A 22848-nucleotide genomic window follows, 5' to 3' on the forward strand; every position below is an offset into this window, starting at 1 on the left:
ACTAAAGCAGAGTGGAGTCACTATGATCATCGAAGTACAAGTTCCGCAACTGTCCGAATCCGTTGCCGAAGGCACGCTGGCCTCGTGGAAAAAGAAAATCGGCGATGCCGTTGCTCGCGACGAAATCCTCATCGATATCGAGACCGACAAGGTTGTCCTCGAAGTTCCGTCGCCGGGTGCTGGCGTGCTGGTCGAGATCGTCAAGGCGGACGGTGAGACGGTCGTCTCCGGCGAACTGATTGCCCGCATCGATACCGAAGCCAAGGCTGGGGCAACCGCTCCGGCGGCTGAAGCGCCGAAGGCTGCGGCGGCCGCTGCTGCCCCGGCCCCGGCTGCGGCCGCGCCGGCTGGTACGGCCAGCCCGTCAGCTCGCAAGATCCTTGACGAAAAGGGTGTTGCCGCCGCCGATGTCACCGGTTCCGGCCGTGGCGGCCGGGTCACCAAGGAAGATGCCGTGGCTGCCCAGCCGAAATCTGCCGCGCCGTCTGGCCCGGTCGTCGCAGCAACTGCCGCTACGGTAGCCCTGCCGACCCCGGCAACCGGTGTCGATACCGGTCCGCGCACCGAACAGCGCGTCCCGATGTCGCGTCTGCGCGCCCGCATCGCCGAACGCCTGCTGCAGTCGCAGGCGACCAACGCCATCCTGACCACGTTCAACGAAGTGAACATGGGCCCGATCATGGCGCTGCGCAAGCAATATGGCGAGAAGTTCGAGAAGGCCCACGGCGTTCGCCTCGGCTTCATGGGTTTCTTCGTCAAGGCTGCCTGTGCCGCCCTGCAGAAGTTCCCGGTTCTCAACGCTTCGGTCGACGGCAATGACGTGGTCTATCACGGCTACATCGACATCGGTATCGCGGTCGGTTCGCCGCGCGGCCTGGTCGTGCCGATCATCCGCAATGCCGACCAGATGAGCATCGCCGAAATCGAGAAGAAGATTGCCGAATTCGGCGCCAAGGCCAAGGATGGCAAGCTGTCCATCGAAGACCTGACCGGCGGCACGTTCTCGATCTCCAACGGTGGCATTTTCGGTTCGATGATGTCGACGCCGATCATCAATCCGCCGCAATCCGCGATTCTCGGCATTCATGCCACCAAGGACCGGGCGATGGTTGAAAACGGTCAGGTTGTCGTCCGCCCGATCAACTATCTCGCGATGTCCTACGACCACCGCATCATCGACGGCCGCGAAGCCGTGCTTGGTCTGGTGACCATGAAGGAAGCGCTGGAAGATCCTTCACGCCTGCTCCTCGGCGTCTAATCATTCTGCGCCGGCGCCAGTTCCCGGAGGGGGCTGGCGCCTTTTGCACATCTGAGATCTGAAAGGATATTCATGTCCAAGCAATTCGACGTCCTCGTCATTGGTGGTGGCCCCGGTGGTTATGTCGCGGCGATCCGCGCTGCCCAACTCGGTTTTGCTACCGCCTGCTGCGAATCCAATCCCTATGCCGATCCGAAGGGCGAACCGCGCCTCGGCGGCACCTGCCTGAACGTTGGCTGCATTCCATCGAAGGCGCTGCTCCACACCTCGCACCTGTTTGAAGAAGCCGGTCACAGCTTTGAAGCCCAGGGCATCAAGGTCGGCAAGCCGAGCATCGACGTGCCGGTGATGAAGGGCCGCAAGGACACCATCGTTACCCAGCTGACCTCCGGTATCAAAGGCCTGTTCAAGAAGAACAAGGTCACCATGCTGCCCGGCCATGGCTCATTCGTCGCCAAGGAAGGCGACCTGTGGAAGGTCAAGGTTGGTGGCGAGGAAGTGCTGGCCAAGCAGGTCATCGTGGCGACCGGCTCGAAGCCCCGGCATCTGCCGAACGTCCCGGTCGACCAGAAAATCGTCATGGACAACGAAGGCGCGCTGAATCAGGAATCCGTGCCGAAGAAGCTGGCCATTATCGGTGCCGGCGTCATCGGTCTGGAAATGGGTTCGGTGTGGCGGCGGGTTGGCGCGGAAGTGACCATCCTCGAAGCGATGCCTGACTTCCTGTCGTTTGCCGATCAGGATATCGCCAAGGAAGCGGCCAAGCTGTTTGGCAAGCAGGGTCTGAACATTCATACCGGCGTCAAGATAGGCGAGATCAAGACGACCAAGAAGGGCGTTTCGATTGCCTACGAAACCAAGGACGGCAAAGCCGAGAAGCTCGATGCCGATCGCCTGATCGTTTCGATCGGCCGGGTGCCCAATACCGACGGCTTGAATGCCGAAGCGGTCGGTCTGAAGCTCGATGGCCGCGGCTTTGTCGAGGTCGATGGCCACTGCAAGTCGAATCTGCCGGGTGTCTGGGCGGTCGGCGACGTGGTGCGCGGCCCGATGCTGGCCCACAAGGCGATGGAAGAAGGCGTCATGGTGGCCGAATTGATGGCTGGCCAGTCCGGTCATTGCAATTTCGACACCATTCCTGGCGTCATCTACACCGCACCGGAAATCGCCTGGGTCGGCAAGAGCGAGCAGCAACTGAAGGCCGATGGCGTGGCCTACAAGGTCGGCAAGATCCCGTTCATGGCCAACGGCCGGGCGCTCGGTATGGGCGAACCGTCCGGCTTCGTCAAGATGCTGGCGTGTGCGCAGACCGACCGCATCCTCGGCGTCCATATCATCGGTGCCAATGCCTCCGAACTGATTTCCGAAGCCGTGGTGGCGATGGAATTCGGTGGTGCCTCCGAAGACCTGGCGCGCATCTGCCACGCTCACCCGACGCTGTCGGAAGCGGTGCACGAAGCCGCGCTGGCTTGCGACAAGCGTCCGCTGCACTTCTAAGCACGACGTTCCAAGCCTTCAGGGCGGGTTGCGGCAACGCACCCGCCCTTTTATTTTGCGACAATACATCTTTCGTTATCCCTGAATTGCCCCCGATGCCCCACAGAAAACTCAATGTCGCCGCGCAGGGCATGCTCGACGCCTACAAAAATCTTCTCGATGCCCGCGGCTATATCGCCGATGCTGCCCAGCTGACGGCTGCCAGCGCCTTGCAGGACCTCTATACAAATCTGCTCTCCTTCAAGGTAAACCGCAGCAGTACCTTCAAACGCCTGCTGACCCCGCCGAAGCCGCCGAAGGGCGTCTATTTCTGGGGCGGCGTCGGACGCGGCAAGAGTTTCCTGATGGACTGCTTTTACGATTCCGTGCCTTATCGCCGGAAAAGACGCATCCATTTCCATGCCTTCATGCAGCAGATTCACCGTGATCTGGAGCAATACAAGGGCGAAGCCGACCCGGTCGTCAAGGTCGCCGAGCAAATCGCCCGCGAGGTCCGGTTGCTCTGCTTCGACGAATTCCACGTCTCGGACATCGCCGATGCGATGATCCTCGGCCGCCTGATGGAAGGCCTGTTCGCCAAGGGAGTGATCCTGGTCATGACCTCGAATTACCCGCCTGACCGGCTTTATCCGAACGGCCTGCATCGCGAGAGCTTTCTGCCGACCATTGCGCTGCTCAACACGCATCTCGATGTCTTCGAAGTCGAGGCCGGTGTCGACTATCGGCTGCGCGCCCTGGAGCAGGTCGAAATCTTTCACTACCCGGCCGATGCGGCTGCCGAAAAGAAAATGTTCGAATACTTCCGCATGGTGGCTGGTGAGGATGGCAAGAAGGGCGGGCAGGTCGAAATCCTCGGCCGGAACGTCGAGACGTTGCGCCGCGGGCATGGTGTGATCTGGTTCGATTTCCGGACCCTGTGCGGCGGCCCGCGCTCGCAGAATGACTACCTCGAAATCGCCCGGGCTTACCATACGGTACTGCTCTCGCATATCCCGAAAATGACCCAGCATCAGGCCTCGGAAGCCCGCCGTTTCACCTGGCTGGTCGATGTCTTCTATGATCACAAGGTGAAGCTGATCGCCACCGCCGATTGCGCTCCCGAGGCGCTCTATACGGAAGGCACGCAGGCCAGCGAGTTCGCCCGCACGGTCAGCCGCCTGACCGAGATGCATTCGAAGGAATATCTCGCCTTGCCGCACCTGACGACGACGTGAGGAGTTACCGATGAAATTCGCCCTGAAAATGCTGTTGTCCGCCGCCATCGCGCTGTGGGTCGGCTTGGTCGCCGCCCAGCAACTGGAGGTCATCGAACTGAAGAGCCAGACCGTCGACCAGGTATTGCCTATCCTGCTGCCGCTGGTCGAGCCGGGTGGGACGCTGAGCGGGACGAACAACCAGCTCTTTCTGCGCGCTTCGCCGAGGAATCGGGCCGAGATCAAGCGGGCGCTGGCGGCGATCGACAAGCCGACGCGGCGGCTGATCATCCGCATCGCCGAAAACCGGCAAGCCGAGGATGCCGAGCGCGGTGCGGTGGCCAGCGGGCAGGTGGTGCTCGGCAGCACGCGCCGTTCGAATGTCGACGCCCGCGTCTGGGACACCAAGAGCGTCAGAGGCGATAGTGCCGGGCAAATGGTGCAGACCATCGAAGGCGGCGAGGCCTTCATCCAGATTGGCCGGTCCTTGCCGATTCCGATGCGCCAGGTGGTGATCGGTCCCGGTGGCGCTGTGATCAACGAGACCGTGCTCTACCGCGATGTCGGGCGCGGGTTTTACGCGACGCCGCGCTTGAACGGCAATCGGGTGACCCTCGATATTACCCAGCAGGCCGACCGCCCGGCGGGCTACGGCCGAGGTACTATCGATACCCAGCGGTTGTCGACCACCGTTTCCGGTCGGCTCGGCGAATGGATCGAACTGGGTGGTGGCGGCCGCCAGGCAACCGGCAAGCAGAGCGGAACGCTCAGCCTGTCAACGAGCGATGCCCGCGACAATCGCTCAATCTGGCTCATGGTGGAGAAAGTGGAGTGAATAATCTGAAACGTCACATCGGACAAAAAGTGGCGCTCGTCGCGGCGGTTTTTTGTGCTGTGCTGGCTCTGCCGGTTTTCGGTATTTTTTTCTGGTTGTGGCGCGAGCGCGGTCTGACTGATACGTGGACGCCGAGTGCGCTGACCACGGTTATCTTCCTCGGCTTCTGCGCCATCGTGCTCTACGTGGTGAGCCGGCCGCAGCCGCCATTGCCGGCGTCGAACGGCGCGGTCGACGGCTGAAATAATTCGAGTTGCAAAAACAAAACCCGGCGCCAGGCCGGGTTTTGTTTTGTGCGGTGCTGAAAGATCAGGCGGCGTTCAAGGCCTGATCGAGATCGGCGATCAGGTCGTCGATATGCTCGATGCCGACCGAGAGCCGGATCATGTCTTCGGACACGCCGGCCTTGGTCAGTTCGGCCGGCGACAACTGGCGGTGCGTGGTCGACGCCGGATGGCAGGCCAGCGTCTTGCAATCGCCGATGTTGACCAGCCGGGTTACCAGTTGCAACGCATCCTGGAATTTGCCGCCGGCCACACTGCCACCCTTGACGCCGAAATTCAGAATGCCGGAAGCGCGGCCGCCCATGTACTTCTGGACCAATGCGTGGTCCTTGTGATCGGGCAGGCCGGCGTAATTGACCCAGCCGACCTTCGGATGGTTTTGCAGGAACTTGGCGATGGCCAGCGTGTTTTCGCAGGTGCGGTCCATGCGCAGGGCCAGCGTTTCGATGCCCTGGAGGATCAGGAAGGCGTTGAACGGGCTGATCGCGGCGCCCATGTTGCGCAGCGGCACGACGCGGGCGCGGCCGATGTAGGCGGCGGCGCCGAGGGCTTCGGTATAGACGACGCCATGGTACGAAACGTCCGGCTCGTTGAGGCGCTTGAATTTGGTCTTGTGCTCGGCCCACGGGAATTTGCCGCTATCGACGATGATGCCGCCGATGCTGTTGCCGTGGCCGCCGAGGTACTTGGTCAGCGCGTGCACGACGATGTCGGCGCCATGCTCGAACGGGCGGCACAGGTAGGGTGATGGCACGGTGTTGTCGACAATGACCGGCACGCCATGTTTGTGGGCGATTTCGGCGAGCTTTTCGAAATCGGTGACATTGCCCAGCGGATTGCCGACCGATTCGCAGAAGACGGCCTTGGTCTTGCCGTCGATCAACTTTTCGAAGGCATCCGGGTCGCGGTAGTCGGCGAAGCGGACGTCGATGCCGTATTGCGGCAGGGTATGGGCGAACAGGTTGTAGGTCCCGCCGTACAGCGTACTTGAGGTGACGATATTGTCGCCGGCTTCGGTGATGGTCATGATCGCGGCGGTGATCGCCGCCATGCCGGATGCCATGGCCAGTGCGGCGATGCCGCCTTCCATCTCGGCCACGCGCTTTTCCAGCACGTCCTGGGTCGGATTCATGATCCGGGTGTAGATGTTGCCGGGAACTTTCAGGTCGAACAGGTCGGCACCGTGCTGGGTGCTGTCGAAGGCATAGGAGGTCGTCTGGTAAATCGGCACCGCGACGGCCTTGGTGGTCGGATCGGGCGAGTAGCCCCCGTGGACGGCAATGGTTTCAATCTTCATGCGTGTCTCTCTTCTTTGTCGGCGTGAAAAGGAAGAGTTTAGCAGGGCCGCCAGCCGGGCGGAGAGCGTGCTTTAGATGAAAATGTAGCGATGGGTGTGGGTTTCCCGCTGCAGTGCCTGCAAGGCGTCGGCCGCGGAAAAACGGATGAAGCAGACCAGCCATTGGCGCCGGTCGCTGCAGTGGAGCATCGGCAGGCTGGCCGGCGGCTCGCTGGATGCCGCGGCCGGTGCCCCGGGCATGCTGATCCCGCTGCCTTCGAGGCGGAAGAAGCGTTCCGGCGTGTTCAGCCAGGCGATCAGGCCGCGCAGCAGGTTGTCGGGAGTCAGTTCCTGGGCGGCATAGACGAATTCCGGCTCGTCGGCCGTTTCGATGGTTTTGGCCACGTCATGGCGGAGGTTCCATTCCCATTCGAGCTTGAGCAGGCGTTCCTTGCGTCGGAGTTTCTCGACATGTTCGGTAAAGTTCCGCAACAGCCGGTCGAAGGCTGCCTGGCGCAGCGCTTCCCGGGCATCGGAATCGCTGGGCGCCAGACTGTGCAGCACATGGTCGGCAAAGCCGGCCACCGCACCATTGGCCGGCTTGCAGCGCATGCCGAGCAGGGCGTGAATCTCGTCGTGGCCACCGCGCGCCAGCTCCGGCAGGGTTTCCTTGACGGCCAGGCTGCGCCCGAATGCGCGGCCGATCTCGTCGGCCTCGGGGAACAGCGTGGAGACCACCGGATCGGTGCCGAACAACTGTTCGGAGACGGCAGCCGGGCCGGGCAGCGCGGCAATCTGTCGGTCAAGGTAGGCGAGCATACCCTCGATGGCCGGTATCACCAGCTTGGTAAAGTCGCGGGCCTCCTCGATATTGCCGCCGACGGTAGCAATGACTTGGGCAAGCAGGGGATGTTGCTGCGCGGCGGCAGGTTCGCCGACGCGAATGAAACGAGCAATTTTGCCGAACATCGTCGTACAACTCCTGAAATGAAACGATCGCTTTCGAGGGGCTGGGGAGGAAAACGCTGCCTGACCGGCGCTACGCCTGCTGCAGCGCTGGGTATGGCAACTTTGTCGTTATCGGGGAATGGTCTGCAGCGAGTGAGGTTTTATTACACGAGGACCGCTCTGTCAATGCCAATGTCAAGGCGAAGCGGCTCGTCTCAGGTATCGTCGCCCGCTTCGCTTGGTGCTTGCTTGGCCTTGAGCAGGAAGCGGCCGGGGGCGAGCGCATCGACCAGGTCGTTGGCCAGCGGCAGCGGTTCGCCTTCGATCTGGCTGACCAGCAGGTCGGCCATCAGCGCCGACCAGACGATGCCGCGTGCCCCGAAGCCCTGCACGCACCACAGGCCGGGCTGGCGGGGCAGGGTATGCAGACGGTGATGGCCGTGGCCGGCAGCGCTGGCCTCCGGTACCGGGCCAACGATCGGCATGCGGTCGGGCGACATCGGGCGGAAGCCGACGCGGCCATGCAGGCCGGCCGGTTCGATGGCGTCGGCGAAGCTCGGCAGCAGGCGGTTGATGCGTTCGAGGTTGGCGCGATGGTCGGCCTGTCGTTCATTCGGATCGAGGTCGCCGTCCTGCTGGGTGGCGCCGATCAGGCAGAGGCCGTCGACCTCGGGCATGGCATAGCCCGGTTTGCCGACGACGACGGCGGCCAGCGACGTGGTGGCCCGGGCCGGCAGGTGACTGACCTGACCGCGGGCGGCATACTGCGGCAGCCAGGCGAATTGAGCGAAGCGCGGCGCGGCTGCTCCGCTCGCCATGATCAGTACCGGCGCTTCGGCCAGTACGGCGCCGGATGCGGCGCGGGCCTGCCAGCCGGTAGCGGTCTTCTCCAGGCGTTCCACCGGCGCATTGAAATGTACCGTGATGCGTTCGGGAAAGGCGGCCAGTGCGGCCCGGCAGACCGATGGCGGTTGCACCCAGCCACCGTCCGGGAACCACCAGCCGCCGGCCGTGACCGGCCAGCCGAGGTGGCGGCTGGCGGCCGCACGATCGGCGAATTGCAATAGTTCGGGCGGCCAGCCGAGCGCCTCGACGGCGCGGCGTTGCTGCGCTTCATGCTCGGCATCGCGCCCGACATGCAAGACGCCGCAGGCGGCCCAGCGGGCGCCCGGCAGTTCGGTCAGCAGGGCGCGGGTCGCCAGGTAGCCGGCGCGGGTTAGACGCGATAACCGGTTGTCGTCGGCGCTGGGCAGTGGCCGGAAGACCCCGGCCAGGTTGCTGGAGGCGCCGCTGGCCGGGGCGGCGGCCTGTTCCAGTACGGTGACCTGCCAGCCGGCGGCAGCCAGGCGGTAGGCCGTCGTGCTGCCGGCGATCCCGGCCCCGATGACGATGGCCCGGCGGTCGGTCGGTGCGGCGTGGCGGTTCGGGCGTTGCGAGCGGAAACGGCCGACCAGCATCTGCCGTTTGCCGGCAAAGCCGGGGCGTTTCCGGACTTCGAATTCGGCGTCGTTCAGTGCGGCGCGCACCGCGCCGGCCACCGTCCAGGTGGCCAGCGTGGCGCCCGGGGCGGCCAGCCGGGTGAGCGCCCGGCACAGATAGGGCGACCACAATTCCGGATTCTTGGCCGGCGAGAACCCGTCGAGAAAGAAGGCGTCCACCGAGGCATTGACCGTGCGCAACTGCGTCGAGGCATCGCCGAAGATCAGGGTCAGGATGACCTGGCCGGCATCGAGGTGCAGGCGGTGCATGCCCGGCGTCAGGACCGGCCAGTGCTGTTGCAGTTGGCCGGCGCACTCGGCGAACTCCGGCCAGGCCTGGTGGGCAATGGCGAGGTCGGCGGCAGTGAACGGGTGTTTCTCGAAGGAGACGAAGTGCAGGCGGCGGCTGCGCTGCGGATCGGCACGCCAGGCCTGCCAGGTGGCCAGGAAATTCAGGCCGAGTCCGAAGCCGGTTTCGAGAATGACGAAGCGGTCCTTACCCTGCCAGCGCTGAGGCAGTTCGTTGCCGCCGAGGAAGACGTAGCGCGACTGGGCCGGGCCGCCGTAGGCCGAGTGATACTGATCGTCATAGGCCGCCGAGTACGGCGTGCCACAGGTGGCGTATTCGAGGCGGGCGGGTTGCAGCTTGTCCACTAATGGAGCAGGGATGATGGCCCGCTGGGGCCGGCAATCGCGGCCGGGGCATCGTAGTCGAGGACCAGATCCCATTGCGCCTGCTCGCTGGCGGCGTGGAGCATGGCGCACAGGATCTGCAGCAGCTCGGCGTCGAGGTCCAGCGTGAAACTGCGTTCCCGGCCTTCGCGCAGCGTGAATCGGGCCTCGCCTGGCGCGCCGGCTTCGAGCGTCGCCTCGCTGGCCAGCAACGGCGTGCTGCCGAGTGGATAGCTGGGGTGATCCTCGCGGAACGGTTCGGCGAAGCCGGCAGCTTCGGCCTCCGGTTCTCTCTCGGGCAGGGCGGCCGGCGCGTTTGCGCCGAGATGGCCGCTCAGCATGGCGGTCAGGTGTGGCCAGATTTCACGCAGGAAGTGGCGGGTGAAATAGATCCGGAACTCTTCGTTGGCCTCGGTGCCGATGCGCAGCACCAGGCGATCCTGGACACTGTCGTTGGCTATCTGGAGCTGATGCAGGTCCATTTATTTCACGCCATCCAGCACGTCGACCAGAATCAGTACCCGGCGGATGCCTTTCTTCGACCTGCGCTGAAAGAGGCCGGCGACCGTGGCAAGTCGCTTGAGCACCGGCCGGGCACGGCAAATAACTTGTTTGATTTCCGGGTCCGGGTTGGCTGCGAAATAGCTGTCGAGCAGTTGCGGCAGCAACTGACGGGATTCGCTTTCGGTTATCGGCCCGGCCAGCGAGATTGAATTCAGGAACAGCACGAGGTCGGCCGTCTGGGCGGCGCTCAAGGGCAGGAATTCGCCGAAATTCTCTTCGAAGTCGATGCGGTAGCTCAGACCGTCGTGCAGCGTGATGTTCTTGATCTGGGCGCCGCCATGCCACTGACCGGCCCGGTGAAATTCGCCCAGTTCGCCGGCCAGCTTGGCCAGCTCGCTACGCCAGGTGGCCGCCGGCCAGTCTTCCAGTAGCGTGGCAACGACCGTGCCGCAGTAGTCAAGGATAAAGAATTCCGGGGTGACCAGCGCCACCTGTGGCACGCGGACGTCGGCTTTGGCCAGCGCCTTCAGGCGATTGGCTTCGAAATCCATGCTCCCGGCTGCTTCCGCCAGGGCCAGGGTGCTCAGCGGCAAGGGCTGGCCGGTCAGGCGCTTGACCAGCCAGCGCATGAACAGCGTCTGCAGCAGCTTGCGCGGCTTTGCCGCCAGCTTCTTGACGACATAGCGTCGACCGGCGTGGTCGAACACCAGGGCGCGACTGGGGTGGGCCGCCAAAGCCGCCCGGGCGGCGGTTTCGAGTCCTTGGTTTTCGTTCACTGCAATGCGAAACGTGCGCGAGCGCAGGCAAGACAAGGCGCAAGCGACCGTCGCATAGCAGCGCTATGCAAGGCCGCTTGCAACGCAGTATTGGCAAGCGCAGCCACGTTTACTCGGGACGCATCTGGGGGAAGAGAATTACATCGCGAATCGCTGCCGCATCGGTCAGCAGCATGATCAGCCGGTCGATGCCGATGCCGCAACCGCCGGTCGGCGGCAGGCCGTATTCGAGGGCGCGGATGAAGTCGGCGTCGTAGTACATCGCTTCCTCGTCGCCGGCATCCTTGGCCTTGGCCTGTTCGGCAAAGCGCGCCGCCTGGTCTTCAGCGTCGTTCAGCTCGGAGAAGCCATTGGCGATTTCGCGGCCGACGATGAACAGTTCGAAGCGTTCGGTGATGTCCGGGTTGCTGTCCGAGGCACGGGCCAGCGGCGACACTTCGACCGGGTAGTCGATGATGAAGGTCGGCTCCCAGAGCAGGGCTTCGGCGGTTTCCTCGAAGAACAGCAATTGCAGGCTGCCGAGGCCCGGCGTGCCGCGCATCTCGACCTTGCGGGCGGTCAGCTGCTCGCGCAGCCAGTCGGCGTCGTTGAGCTGGGATTCGCTGTACTGCGGGCAATATTTCAGCACGGCCTGGACCATGGTCAGGCGATGGAAGGGCTTGGACAGATCGAGTTCGCGGCCCTGATAGGTGAACACTTCGCGGTCCAGCGCCTCGCGGGCGGCGTGGCGCAGCAGGCCTTCGGTGAAATTCATCAGCGTCTGGTAGTTGGCATACGCTTCATAGAATTCCATCATCGTGAATTCCGGATTGTGGCGCGGGCTGAGGCCTTCGTTGCGGAAGTTGCGGTTGATTTCGAAGACCTTCTCGAAACCGCCGACGACCAGGCGCTTCAGGTACAGCTCGGGGGCGATGCGCAGGAACTGCTGCATGTCGAGCGCGTTGTGGTGCGTGACGAAGGGCTTGGCCGAGGCGCCGCCGGGGATCGGGTGCATCATCGGCGTTTCGACTTCGAGGAAGCCGTGGCCGTTCATGTAATTGCGGATCGAGGCGACGATGCGGCTGCGGGCGAGGAAGGTGAAGCGGGTTTCCTCGTTCATGATCAGATCGACGTAACGCTGGCGGTATTTCATTTCCTGGTCGGCCAGGCCGTGGAACTTGTCCGGCAGCGGGCGCAGCGACTTGGTCAGCAGGCGGATTTCGGCGGCCTGAATGCTCAGCTCGCCGGTCTTGGTCTTCATCAGCGTACCGACGACGCCGACGATGTCGCCGAGATCCCAAGTCTTGAAGTCGGCATAGACTTCTTCGCCGACCCGGTCGCGGGTGACGTAAATCTGGATGCGGCCGGAGAGATCCTGCAACGTGGCGAACGAGGCCTTGCCCATGACGCGCTTCAGCATCATGCGGCCGGCGACCTTCACTTCGACCGGCAGTTCGGCCAGTTCTTCGGTCGTCTTGCCATCGTAGCCTTCGAGCAGCTTGGCGGCGGTGTTCTCGCGCTGGAAGTCGTTCGGGAAGGCTTTTCCGGTCTTGCGCCATTCGGCGAGCTTGGCACGGCGCTCGGCGATGAGCTGGTTTTCGTCCTGTTGAACCGGGACTTGCTGTTCGGCGTTGTCGGTGGTGGCCATGCGGATAGTCCTTGGAAATGGGGGGTTGCTGCGGTGGACCGCGTAGAACCCTGAATTTTCGCCGATTTGGCCGTTCAGGGAAAGCGTGCCGCGTTAGTTGGCCGCGTAATGAATGGCCAGCCAGACCGTCGGCTGGTCCGGCAGCGTCCAGTCGACGCGGTGTCGGCGGTGTGGCGCGATATCGATGAAGTCGCCGGCCAGCAAGCGGCGCGCGGTGGTTTCGTCGGCAAAACGGAGCTGCGCTTCGCCCTGCAGGAGGAGCACCCACTCGCCGTCCGGCTGGTCGTACCAGAAGTCGGGTGGGCTGCGGTGTCCGGTCGATACGATGCGCTCGATGCGCAGCCCCGGCCGGGCGAGCAGTTCGGCGAACTGCTCGGTGGCCAGCTGGGTCGGCAGGGCGGCGAGAAGATTGGTCAGCATGCTCAGGATTTTCCGCCGGGGCGATAGAGCGGCAGCGCGGCGAGGCGGCGGTCGATTTCGGCGACGATCTGCCGGTAGGCCGGGCTGCCGGTGTCGCCAAAGCGCTGGCGGAACTCGCGTTGGCCGAGGCCTTCCGGCAAACCGGCCAGCGACGGCGCAAGATCGCTGTCTACGAAGGGCGTTTTCAGCAACCGGTCTAGCTTGTCCGGCGGGCCGAGCAGCAGCTCGCCAAAGGCCGTTCCGGCCCGGTCGGCGGCTAGGTCGGCAAAGGAGAAGCCGCTGCCGTGGTGGGCATCGGCAATTTCCTTGTAGAGCCCGATCGCCTCGGCAATCGGTTCGCCGGCCCAGGCGGCCAGCGCTGCCGAGACGACGAAATGCTGGGCGCTGTCGCCGCGCCCGAGCAGCGTCGGCATGACCGGGCGAACCTTCGGCCAGTTGGCGGCTTCCGGGATCAGCGCGGCGAGATTTTTTTCGGATAGATAGGCGGCCAGCACGAAGATGGCGGCCCGCCGGTTGGCGCGCTGGTCGCTGCCGTCGATGTCGAGCAGCGGGCCAAGGAGGGCTGGCAGGTCGACCCGGGCGCCGGGGCGATGGTGGTCAAGGAGGCCGGCCAGCATTTCGTGGGCCGAGCGGATACGGGCCAGATCCTCGGGGTTGACGGCGATCGAGCGGGCCCGCTCAAGCAGGGCCGGTTCCCAGATGTAGCCGACGATGACGCGGCGGCGCTCGGGTTCGAAGCGGAGTTCCTGGACGGCGGCCAGGGCGAGGGTCAGTTCCCGCTGGTAGCCGGCCAGGCGAAATCCGCCATGCAGCGCCAGTTCAAGCAAGGCCGGCGGGATCGGCAGGCGGCCGAGACGGGCGCTGGAAATGTGCGGCTGGCCGGCGACTTCCTGCACCGTCGCGCTGATGTTCAGGAAGCGATTGCCGGACAACTGCGGCGGTTGCAGCGTCAGGCGGATCTCGGCCGAATTTTCGCCGAGCAGCAAGGCGCCCCGACCATGCAGAAAACGCGTCGCGACATGGTTGATGCCTTCGTCAATCAGCGCGGCGGGAATGGCGGTGCGACGCGCCTCGCCGGAGCGCAGCCGGCGCGGATCGTTGGTCAGCAACAGCCAGCGGGCCTCGGCCACCGATTGCGGCGAGATGGTCGCGCTGCGGCTGACCAGCGGCGTGCTGTCGAGCGCCGTCAGGACCAGCAGGATGGCGGCCAGCACGAGCAGAAGCAGCGTGCCGGCCAGCCAGGCGAGGAGGCGCCTCACGGAGCGATGGCCGCGACGGCCTTAAACGCCCTGTTTCAGGCTGGCCTCGATAAAGGGATCGAGGTCGCCATCGAGGACACCCTGGGTATTGCCGGTTTCGTAGTTGGTGCGCAGATCCTTGATGCGCGACTGGTCGAGCACGTAGGAACGGATCTGGTGACCCCAGCCGATGTCGGACTTGGCATCTTCCAGCTTTTGCTGTTCGGCCTGCTGCTTGCGCAGTTCGAACTCGTAGATCCGGGCGCGCAGCATCTGCCAGGCTTCGTCGCGGTTGCGGTGCTGCGAACGGTCGTTCTGGCACTGGACGACGATGCCGGTTGGCACGTGGGTCAGACGGACGGCGGAGTCGGTCTTGTTGATGTGCTGACCGCCGGCGCCGGAGGCGCGGTAGGTGTCGGTACGCACGTCGGACGGGTTGATGTTGATCTCGATCGAGTCATCGACTTCCGGGAACACGAAAATGCTGGTGAACGAAGTGTGGCGCCGGGCGGCCGAGTCGAACGGCGACTTGCGGACCAGCCGGTGGATGCCGGTTTCGGTACGCAGCGTGCCGTAGGCGTAGTCGCCGGTGAACTTGATGGTGGCGCCCTTGATGCCGGCGACTTCACCTTCCGATTCTTCCATCACTTCGACCGTGAAGCCCTTTTTTTCGCCGTACTTCAGGTACATGCGCAGCAACATCGAGGCCCAGTCCTGGGCTTCGGTACCACCGGCCCCGGCCTGGATTTCCAGGAAGCAGGGGCTGGGATCCATCGGGTTGTTGAACATCCGGCGGAATTCGAGGGCGGCAATCTTCTTTTCGGTTTCGGCGTTATCGGCCTCGACCGCATGCAGCGTCTCGTCGTCGCCTTCTTCCTTGCCCATGGCGAACAGTTCGCGGCCGTCGTCGAGGCTGCCTTGCACGGCCTCCAGAACGAGCACGATGTCTTCCAGCGCTTTTTTCTCGCGGCCCAGTTCCTGGGCGCGTTTCGGATCGTCCCAGATCTTGGGATCTTCCATCTCCTGGTTGAGGAGGGTCAGGCGTTCGCGTTTGTGATCGTAGTCAAAGATACCTCCGCAGCTCGGCGGCGCGTTGCGCCAGATCGTCGAGCTTGTTGGAGATGCTGTTGAGTTGTTCGGCTTCCATGAGGCTAATTCCAGTGCATTGCAAAGGCGAGATTATAGCCGCCGGGCGCCCGGAATATGACCGGCCTGTTACTCAGGGCATGCGGCCGGGGCTGCGGCGAGATCGACAGGCACCAGACCGGTGCGCGGTCGGCGCGGGTTGGCCGAGGGGCGCCTCATTTTGGGATTCGTGCCAGCCTTGCTGATAGCTGGCCTTTGGCGCTTTGTTGATTCGTATGAGAAATATCGTCACCTTCGACGTGGCAAGGGTTTTGCATATTGCATCGCAACAATATCAATAACGCCCGAGACTCCCCATGACCGACCGTGATTCGTTTGTTGCCCAACCCTTTCAGGCCAGGCTGCGTCTGCCTCTACTGATTTCCTGGCTGTTCGCCGTGCTTGCCGGGGCCGCCATGGCCTGCGGTTTTGCCGGCGGTGGTTCTCTTTACCTTGGCTGGCTGGGCTGTCTCGGGCTGGCGATTTCGGCGCTGCTCGCCAGTCGTCTGGTGAGCAGCCTGGAGCGCGGTTTGGCGATGATCGATGCCTTCGCCCACGATCTAGCCGCCGGCAAGCTGGTGGCGCGGTTGGATACGCTGCAGTGCGGCGTGCTGGCGCCGCTGGCCGAGCGTCTGAACGGCATGGCGCGTTCGCTGGCCGGCTTGTTCCTGAACTTCGCCCGGATGTCGCAGGAAATCTCCAGCGTCGCCAGTGAAAGCCGGCAGAACGCCAGCGGCGGCGATGCCGGCGTGCGTCGCCAGCGCGACATCACCTTCTCGTCGTCGGCCACGCTGGAAGAACTGACGGTCAGCCTGGGGATGACCAGCGACAGCGCGCAGGGCGCCGCCGAGGTGGCCGAGGCGTCGCGCCGGATGGCCTTGGCCGGGGCCGAGCGGGTGGGTGGACTGGCCGCCAGCCTGCAGGGTCTGGCGGCGACGGTGGATCGGACGGCGGGCAGCGCGGCACGGCTGGGCGAGCGTTCGCGGGAAATCGACACGATTGTCGGGCTGATTTCGGAAATTGCCGCCCAGACCAATCTGCTGGCGCTCAATGCCGCCATCGAGGCAGCGCGGGCCGGTGAGCAGGGGCGGGGCTTCGCGGTGGTGGCCGACGAGGTGCGCAAGCTGGCCGAGCGGACGAGCAGCGCAACCCGCGAAATCGGCGAACGGATCGAAGGCGTGCATGGCGAAGTCGCCGGCATGATCGCGGCGATGACCCAGACCAACCGCGAGGCGGCCCACAGCCTGGCCGATGCCGGCGAGGCGGTTGGAGATCTGCGGCGGGTCGAGGAAAACGCCCAGCGCACGCTCGACCTGATTCGCGACATCGCCGCGGCGAGCCGGGAGCAGAGCGAAGCCGGCCAGAACATCGCGCGCGATATCGAGAAGGTCGCCCAACTGGCCGATGCCAACGAACACCTGGTCAGCGAAAACAGCGAACTGTCGCGCTATCTGAGCGATTTGGCCGTGCAATTGACTGGCGCCCTGAACAACTACCAATACGAATGAGGTATGGCGATGGAATGGATCTTTTATCCGATGCTCGGGGCGGCCGTGGTGATTGCCGGCCTTTCTCTGCTGCTTCAGCGGCGCCGGCGCTGGGTCGATGCCGGGCGCTCGCTGGATACTTCGCTGGCCGGCTGCCGTTCGTTGCTGGCGCTGACCGCGCACTTTCAGCAGCATCGCGGCATGAGTTCGGCGTGGTTGTCCGGCGACCGCAGCTTCGCCAGCAAGCTCGACAGCAAGGGGCGGGAAATCGATGCCCTGTTCCAGTCGTTGCGCCCGGTGGCCCGCAGTGAAAGCGACAAACCCCATCCCTGTCTGACGCCCAACGACCTTTCTCTGTTTCAGCGCCGCTGGCAGGAATTGCGGGAAAAACTGGCCGGCCTGTCGGTCGAGCAAAGCATCGTCGAGCACAGTCTGCTGATCGAGCAACTGCTGCAGTGGCTGGCCGCCCTCGGCGAGGCGCGGCTCGAACCGTTGGTCGGCGACCGCGGCGCACGCGACATGGTGCGCAACTATGCCAGCCGCCTGCCAGCGCTTACCGAATGTCTTGGTCAGGCGCGCGCTGTCGGGTTGAGCGTGGTGACCCGCAAGACTTGCTCCGCCGTAGCCCGGGTCCGCCTGATGTTCCTGATCGCCCGCGCCGAGACCTTGCTCAAGCAGGCTGCCGAGGGCGACATGCGCAGTGTGCAGGCGGCGGGCGCCAGGCTTGCGGTGCAGCAGATGGCCGAGCTGGTGCGCACCCGGATGCTGGTCAGTGCCGAAATTTCCGTGACGGTGGCGGAGTACTTCGCGGGGGCAACGCGGGCCGTCGATGCCGTCTTTGGCTTGATTGACGAGTGTGGCCGGCAACTGGCCGGCGATGGCTGGTCCGGGCAGTCCGGTCGCCCCGCAGGGTATGCGCATTCGTTTTGAGCGGCGGTTGGCAACGGCAGGATCGGCCCTTGCCCGGTATTTTGCCGAAGCGTCAGCCGGCCGGCGTTTCGGCTGCCGTTTTATCGCTCGGCGCAAACGGCGGGTGGATCGGTAGCACGACCCGGAAGGTCGAGCCGCGGCCCGGTTCGCTGTCGACCTCGATGCGCCCGTGGTGCCGCTCGACGATGCTGTAGGAGAGCGACAGGCCGAGTCCGGTGCCCTTGCCGACCGGCTTGGTCGTGAAGAAGGGCTCGAAAATCCGGCTGATGTTTTCCGGGGCGATGCCCTTGCCGGTATCGCTGACCTCGACCCACACCCGGTCCTCGCCGGTGCAGCCGGTGCGGATGGTGATCGTCCCTTCGCTTTCGATGGCGTGCCCGGCATTGACCAGCAGATTCATGAAGACCTGGTTGAGCTGGGAGATCAGGCAATGGATGTGCGGGATGACGCCGTACTCCTTGACCACCTTGCACTTGTATTTCAGTTCGTTCCAGACGATGTTCAGCGTCGAGTCGAGCCCCTGGTGCAGGTCGGCTTCCTGCCATTCCTGCTCGCCGACGCGCGAGAAACTCTTCAGATCCTGGACGATCTTGCGGACCCGGCCGAGGCCGTCCTTCGATTCGGCGACCAGGTTGAAGATATCGGTCCTCAGGAAGGCGAAGTCGCGTTCTTCCTTGATGTGTTCGAGAGCCGGCGATTGCTGGCAAGTGCTGTCGGGGGCGTTGATGATCCGCTCGTAGGTATCGATGATGTCCATCAGGTCGCGCAGGTAGCCATCCAGGGTGCCGAGATTGGAATGCACGAAGCCGATCGGATTGTTCAGTTCGTGGGCAATGCCGGCCGCCAGTTGGCCGATCGAGGCCATTTTTTCCGACTGCAGCAACTGGTTGTTGGCTTCTTCCAGGCGCTTGTTGAGTTTTTGCTGCTGGAAGAGATTTTCCGAGATTTTCAGTTGCTGTTGCTTGCGTTCGGTGATGTCGGTCAGCACCCCGTCGTAGAAGGCGACCTGGCCGTCGTCGTTGCGCAGGACTTGCGTCCGGTCGACGACCCAGATCACCTGGTTATCGGCGGTGATCAGGCGGTATTCCTGCTCGTAACTGGCCAGGCCGGCCGCCGTGTGGCGCGCCACCTCGGCGGCGACGCGCGCGAGATCGTCGGGATGCACCAGTTCGGCAAAAGCCGGTCGGCCGGCCTTCAGATCGTCGGCGCTATAACCCCATTGCTGCACATTGTCGGAGACGAAAACGACCGGCCAGCCGTCGCTCGCCGCCCAGCGGAAACAGACCACCGGGCTGGCATTGACGACCTGCGTCGCCTGGCGCAAGGCAACGTCGGCGCGTTGCCGGCGGACGATGCGCCAGGTTTCGTTGCCGATCAGTTGCAGTGTTTCGACATCAAAGGGGGTGTAGTTTGTTGCCTTGTTGCCGACTCCGGTCATCATCCGCACGGCGCCGTCCTCCATGACCGGCACGCTGAGCAGTCGGGTCAGGGTCGAGTGACCGTCGGGCAGGCCGCGTTTATTGGTTGCCGTGGCGTAATCGTTGATGGTGACCGGCGCTTTGGTCCGCGCGGCATCGGCCCAGATGCCGGCTTGGGTGATCGGGTAATGGCAGTCGAAGGCCGCGCTGCAGTATTTCTCCAGCGTGTTGCGTGACCAGGCGACCAGTTCGATGCTTTCGCCATCGGCATTGACGAAGTGCAGGAAGCCGATGCTGCTGCCGGTCAGCGTTTCGGCCTGTTCCAGCGCGAATTGGACGAATTCCCGCTCGGCCAGTTGCTCGGCCTTGAGCGGCAGTTCGAGCAAAACCCGCGAGCGCTCCACCTGGCGGGCCAGTTGCCGTTCGATTTCGCGGCGTTGCGTGATGTCCTCGATGACCACCGAGAAGGAATCGATTGCCCCGTTGGCCTTGCGGATGCCGCGTGCGGCAATCGCCGTATGGACGACGGCGCCGTCCGGCCGGATGAAACGCTTTTCCATCTCGTAGCCGTCGGCTTCGCCGCGCAGCACGGCATCGAACTTGGCGGCGTTTTCCGGCAGGTCGTCGGGGTGAGTCACTTCAGACCAGGTCTTGCCGGTCAGTTCGGCGGCCGAGTAGCCGAGCATCTTGCACAACGCCGGGTTGACCTCGATCCAGCATTTGTCGAGCCCCGAGCGGGCCATGCCGAGCATGGCATGGTCGAAGATCGCATGGAAATGCTGCTCGGCCTCCCGTTCCCGCGCCGGCCGCCGGAGCAGGCGGCCGATGGCGATACCGCATAGCAGGATGGCAATGGCCAGCGCCAGGTAGTGTTCGGGAGCGCTGGGCAGCGGCAGGCTCATCATTGCCCCGGCAGACGGCGGTTGTGGCGTGTTTCCTTGACCAGCCGGAAGGCTTCGCGGATTTGCTCGCGCAACAGATCGTCATCCCAGGGTTTGGTCAGGAATTTGTAGATGGCGCCGCGATTGATTGCGCCGGTCACCGAGTCGAGATCGGTGTAGCCGGTCAGGACGATGCGGATGGTGTCCGGGTAAAGCTGGCGGACGCGGGAAAAGAATTCGGTCCCCGACATCTCCGGCATGCGCTGGTCGGACAGAATGACATGTACCGGTTGCTGGGCGAGCAATTCGAAAGCGTCGAGCGGCGAGGTCGCCGTCAATATCGTGTAGCCCTCGCGGCGCAGCAGGCGGCTCAGCGAATTCAGGATGTTCGGCTCGTCATCGACGAGGAGCAGGGTCTGGCCGCTGTCGGTCGGCATGTCGGCGATCGGCAGGCGCTTGTTGCCGGCCAGCAATTGCTCGAACTCGTCGGGCGGCAGCGCCCGGCTGAACAGGAAACCCTGCATCGCATCGCAGCGCCGGCCGCGCAGGAAGCTGGCCTGGGCTTCGGTCTCGACCCCTTCGGCGAGGACCGACAGGTTGAGGCTGCGAGCCATGACGATGGCGGCCGTGGCAATCGCCGCATTGACCGGGTTTTCGGTGATGTCGCGGACGAAAGCCTGGTCGATCTTCAGCTTGTCGAAGGGGAAGCGGGAAAGATAGGCCAGCGACGAGTAGCCGGTGCCGAAGTCGTCGAGCGACAGCTTGATGCCGAGGACTTTCAGGGCGCGGCACATGGCGATGGCTTCCTCGGCATCGTCGATGAAGGCGCTTTCGGTGATTTCCAGTTCGAGTGCGGCGGCCGGCAGGCCGGTGTCGGCCAGCGTCTGGCGGACGACCAGGACCAGATTGGCCTGGCGAAATTGCCGCGTCGACAGGTTGACCGCAATGCGCAACGAGGCCAGCCCGAGATCGAGCCACTGGCGGGTTTGCAGGCAGGCGGTACGCAGGACCCATTCGCCGATCGGCAGGATCAGGCCGGTCTCTTCGGCAATCGGGATGAACTCGGCCGGCGAGACGGCGCCGAACAGCGGGCTGTTCCAGCGCAGCAGCGCCTCCATGCCGATGATGTTGCCGCTCTCCAGGCTGATCTGCGGCTGGTAGAAGACTTTCAGCTCATCGTTCTGCAGGGCGGTGCGCAGCGCCGCTTCGAGGCCGAGCCGGCGCGCCGCGTCGGCATCCATTTCCGGCGAATAGAAGCGGAAGGTATTGCGACCCGCCGCCTTGGCCCGGGTCAGCGCAGTGTCGGCCGTCTTGAGCAGTTCGTCGGCCGTCGCGCCGTCGCGCGGCGCGACGCTGATGCCGATGCTGGCAGTAATGACCAGCGTTTGCCCGGCCACCACGAAAGGTACCGAGATCGCCTCGAGGATGCGCTGGGCGAGAGCGATCGCATCGTGTTCCTGGCTCAGGTTGGCCATCACGAAGCCGAACTCGTTGCCGGACCGGCGGCCGACCGTATCGCCATCGCGCACCTGCAGGTTGAGGCGGCGGGTCACTTCGAGCAGGACTTCGTCGCCGGCCGGCGGGCCGAGCGTTTCGTTGATGAAGCGGAAACGGTCGAGATCGAGCAGGATGGTCGCCGTTTGCCGGCCGAAGCGGCGGGCGCCGATCAGGGCCTGGGTCAGGCGGTCGGCGAAGAGGTTGCGGTTGGGCAGGTTGGTCAGCGCATCGAAGCTCGACAGGTACTGGATACGTTCGGCCGCCGACTTGCGCTCCGAGAGGTCGCTGAATATGCCGACGTAATGGGTCAGGTGCCGGCCGGCGTCGCGCACGGCCGAGATGCTTAGCCATTCGGTGCTCAGTTCGCCATCCTTGCGGCGGTTGGTGATTTCGCCCTGCCAGCTGTCGTGCCGATCGATCGCCGCCCACATCGCCTGGAAGAAGGCCGGGCCATGGGTGCCGGATCTGAGCACGCTGGGCTTCTCGCCCTTCACTTCGCTGGCCGCATAGCCGGTCATCCGCGAGAACGCCTCATTGACCAGCAGAATCCGGCAGTCCGGGTCGGTGATGCAGATACCGTCGCTGATGCTGGTAAAAACTACCGAGGAAAGCTGCTGTTCGACTTCGGCCTGCTTGCGTCGGCTGATGTCGGTCATGCTGCCGACGGCAATTCGGGCCGCGCCCTGAGCGTCGCGGTCGATCGTCCGGCCACGCGCTTCGATCCAGACCCAGTGGCCATCCTGGTGGCGCATCCGGAATTCTTCGAAATACAGTTCGTCGCCCGGACGGCGCAAGTCGGCAAGCCGGCTTTCCAGGCTCGGACGGTCATCCGGGTACACCATGTCGAGAAACTCGGAAACCCTGGACGGACTGTGCTCGAGGCCGAAAATCTGGCACAGCGACTGGTTCCATTCGGTGAATCCGGTTTGATGGTTCAGCTCCCAGGTGCCGAAACCGACGGCGGCCAGCGCCAGTTGCAGGTGGACTTGCAACCTGGTGTTTTCGGCGACCCGGCGGCTGACTTCCTTTTCCAGTTCGGCTTGCTGATTGGCTTGCCGGTCGCGCGAACGTTTCAGTTCGAGTTGCGCGAGAACCCGGGCCTTGAGGACGGCCGGCCGGATCGGCTTGGCGATGTAATCGGCGGCGCCCTGGCGCAGGCCGACTTCCTCTTCGCTGGAACTGTCGAGGGCGGTGACGAAAATGACCGGAATATTTCGCGTCTCCGGCTTGGCCTGCAATTCCTTCAGCACTTCATAGCCATCCATGCCCGGCATCATCACGTCGAGCAGAATGAGATCGGGGCGCGGCTCGAGATTGGCGTAGCGGAGCGCTGTCGTGCCACAGCTGGCAACCCGGACGCTGACATCAAGCTCGCGCAATAACTCCGAAAGGGTGCTCAGGTTGTCGGGAACGTCATCCACGGCGAGAACGACGGGCCGTGATTCGCCCTTTGATTCCCGCTCCAGATCGTTCATTCGGCACTCCTCGGTGGATATAATTTATT

At 64.0% G+C, this 22848-nt stretch carries 18 protein-coding genes; 7 read left to right on the plus strand and 11 right to left on the minus strand.

What is annotated here, in order from left to right:
- The first annotated feature begins 22 nt into the window (after positions 1 to 22).
- From odhB to ACLIKD_RS04150, 5 genes are all read left to right on the plus strand, one after another.
- Positions 23 to 1258: a 2-oxoglutarate dehydrogenase complex dihydrolipoyllysine-residue succinyltransferase gene (gene odhB, locus ACLIKD_RS04130; RefSeq protein WP_428827277.1), complete on the plus strand. Its 1236-nt coding sequence runs from the start codon at positions 23 to 25 to the stop codon at positions 1256 to 1258.
- Positions 1259 to 1330: 72 nt separating this feature from the next.
- On the plus strand, positions 1331 to 2755 hold the full coding sequence (gene lpdA, locus ACLIKD_RS04135) for a dihydrolipoyl dehydrogenase (protein WP_428827278.1): 1425 nt from the start codon (positions 1331 to 1333) through the stop codon (positions 2753 to 2755).
- 95 nt (positions 2756 to 2850) lie between these two features.
- Positions 2851 to 3969 (plus strand): cell division protein ZapE, encoded by a 1119-nt coding sequence (gene zapE / locus ACLIKD_RS04140; RefSeq protein ID WP_428827279.1) that lies wholly within the window; start codon positions 2851 to 2853, stop codon positions 3967 to 3969.
- Positions 3970 to 3979: 10 nt separating this feature from the next.
- Positions 3980 to 4783 carry a hypothetical protein gene (locus ACLIKD_RS04145; RefSeq protein WP_428827280.1) on the plus strand — a complete coding sequence of 268 codons (804 nt, stop codon included), beginning with the start codon at positions 3980 to 3982 and terminating at the stop codon, positions 4781 to 4783.
- Complete coding sequence (locus tag ACLIKD_RS04150; protein ID WP_428827281.1) at positions 4780 to 5025, plus strand: hypothetical protein; 246 nt, start codon at positions 4780 to 4782, stop codon at positions 5023 to 5025. The genes ACLIKD_RS04145 and ACLIKD_RS04150 overlap by 4 nt, the downstream gene beginning before the upstream one ends.
- A gap of 67 nt (positions 5026 to 5092) precedes the next feature.
- Here the strand turns inward: ACLIKD_RS04150 and ACLIKD_RS04155 are convergent, their stop codons facing one another.
- From ACLIKD_RS04155 to prfB, 9 genes are all read right to left on the minus strand, one after another.
- The gene (locus tag ACLIKD_RS04155) at positions 5093 to 6364 is read right to left on the minus strand and encodes an O-acetylhomoserine aminocarboxypropyltransferase/cysteine synthase family protein (protein WP_428827282.1); all 1272 of its coding nucleotides are present in this window, start codon (positions 6362 to 6364) and stop codon (positions 5093 to 5095) included.
- Between the two features lie 72 nt (positions 6365 to 6436).
- Entirely contained in the window at positions 6437 to 7312 is an 876-nt protein-coding gene (locus ACLIKD_RS04160) for a hypothetical protein (RefSeq protein WP_428827283.1), read from the minus strand.
- A 194-nt stretch (positions 7313 to 7506) separates the two neighbouring features.
- Positions 7507 to 9423 (minus strand): bifunctional tRNA (5-methylaminomethyl-2-thiouridine)(34)-methyltransferase MnmD/FAD-dependent 5-carboxymethylaminomethyl-2-thiouridine(34) oxidoreductase MnmC, encoded by a 1917-nt coding sequence (gene mnmC, locus ACLIKD_RS04165; protein WP_428827284.1) that lies wholly within the window; start codon positions 9421 to 9423, stop codon positions 7507 to 7509.
- Positions 9423 to 9923 carry a hypothetical protein gene (locus tag ACLIKD_RS04170; RefSeq protein ID WP_428827285.1) on the minus strand — a complete coding sequence of 167 codons (501 nt, stop codon included), beginning with the start codon at positions 9921 to 9923 and terminating at the stop codon, positions 9423 to 9425. The genes mnmC and ACLIKD_RS04170 overlap by 1 nt, the downstream gene beginning before the upstream one ends.
- On the minus strand, positions 9924 to 10721 hold the full coding sequence (locus tag ACLIKD_RS04175) for a hypothetical protein (RefSeq protein ID WP_428827286.1): 798 nt from the start codon (positions 10719 to 10721) through the stop codon (positions 9924 to 9926).
- Positions 10722 to 10830: 109 nt separating this feature from the next.
- Complete coding sequence (gene lysS, locus ACLIKD_RS04180; RefSeq protein ID WP_226419013.1) at positions 10831 to 12348, minus strand: lysine--tRNA ligase; 1518 nt, start codon at positions 12346 to 12348, stop codon at positions 10831 to 10833.
- Positions 12349 to 12441: 93 nt separating this feature from the next.
- On the minus strand, positions 12442 to 12768 hold the full coding sequence (locus ACLIKD_RS04185) for a cupin (protein ID WP_428827287.1): 327 nt from the start codon (positions 12766 to 12768) through the stop codon (positions 12442 to 12444).
- Between the two features lie 2 nt (positions 12769 to 12770).
- A complete protein-coding gene (locus tag ACLIKD_RS04190) occupies positions 12771 to 14027 on the minus strand; it encodes a hypothetical protein (protein ID WP_428827288.1) in 1257 nt (418 codons plus the stop codon).
- A gap of 21 nt (positions 14028 to 14048) precedes the next feature.
- Positions 14049 to 15153 (minus strand): peptide chain release factor 2 gene (prfB, locus tag ACLIKD_RS04195; protein WP_226419016.1). Its coding sequence is split into 2 segments (ribosomal slippage): positions 14049 to 15071 and positions 15073 to 15153, totalling 1104 coding nucleotides; the frame shifts between segments, so codons are not numbered across the junction.
- A gap of 295 nt (positions 15154 to 15448) precedes the next feature.
- Between prfB and ACLIKD_RS04200 the strand changes: the two genes are divergently transcribed.
- Positions 15449 to 16639, plus strand: a complete 1191-nt coding sequence (locus tag ACLIKD_RS04200) for a methyl-accepting chemotaxis protein (RefSeq protein ID WP_428827289.1) — start codon at positions 15449 to 15451, stop codon at positions 16637 to 16639.
- 9 nt (positions 16640 to 16648) lie between these two features.
- On the plus strand, positions 16649 to 17548 hold the full coding sequence (locus ACLIKD_RS04205) for a nitrate- and nitrite sensing domain-containing protein (protein WP_428827290.1): 900 nt from the start codon (positions 16649 to 16651) through the stop codon (positions 17546 to 17548).
- 52 nt (positions 17549 to 17600) lie between these two features.
- Here ACLIKD_RS04205 and ACLIKD_RS04210 read toward each other — a convergent pair whose 3' ends face one another.
- Positions 17601 to 19868, minus strand: coding sequence for a PAS domain S-box protein (locus ACLIKD_RS04210; RefSeq protein WP_428827291.1), 2268 nt, complete (start codon positions 19866 to 19868; stop codon positions 17601 to 17603).
- The gene (locus ACLIKD_RS04215; protein ID WP_428827292.1) at positions 19868 to 22819 is read right to left on the minus strand and encodes an EAL domain-containing protein; all 2952 of its coding nucleotides are present in this window, start codon (positions 22817 to 22819) and stop codon (positions 19868 to 19870) included. Before ACLIKD_RS04215 ends, ACLIKD_RS04210 begins: the two co-directional genes overlap by 1 nt.
- Positions 22820 to 22848: the final 29 nt, after the last annotated feature.

Origin of the sequence: Azonexus sp. IMCC34842, from assembly GCF_050368855.1 — a bacterium.
GTDB lineage: Bacteria > Pseudomonadota > Gammaproteobacteria > Burkholderiales > Rhodocyclaceae > Azonexus > Azonexus denitrificans_A.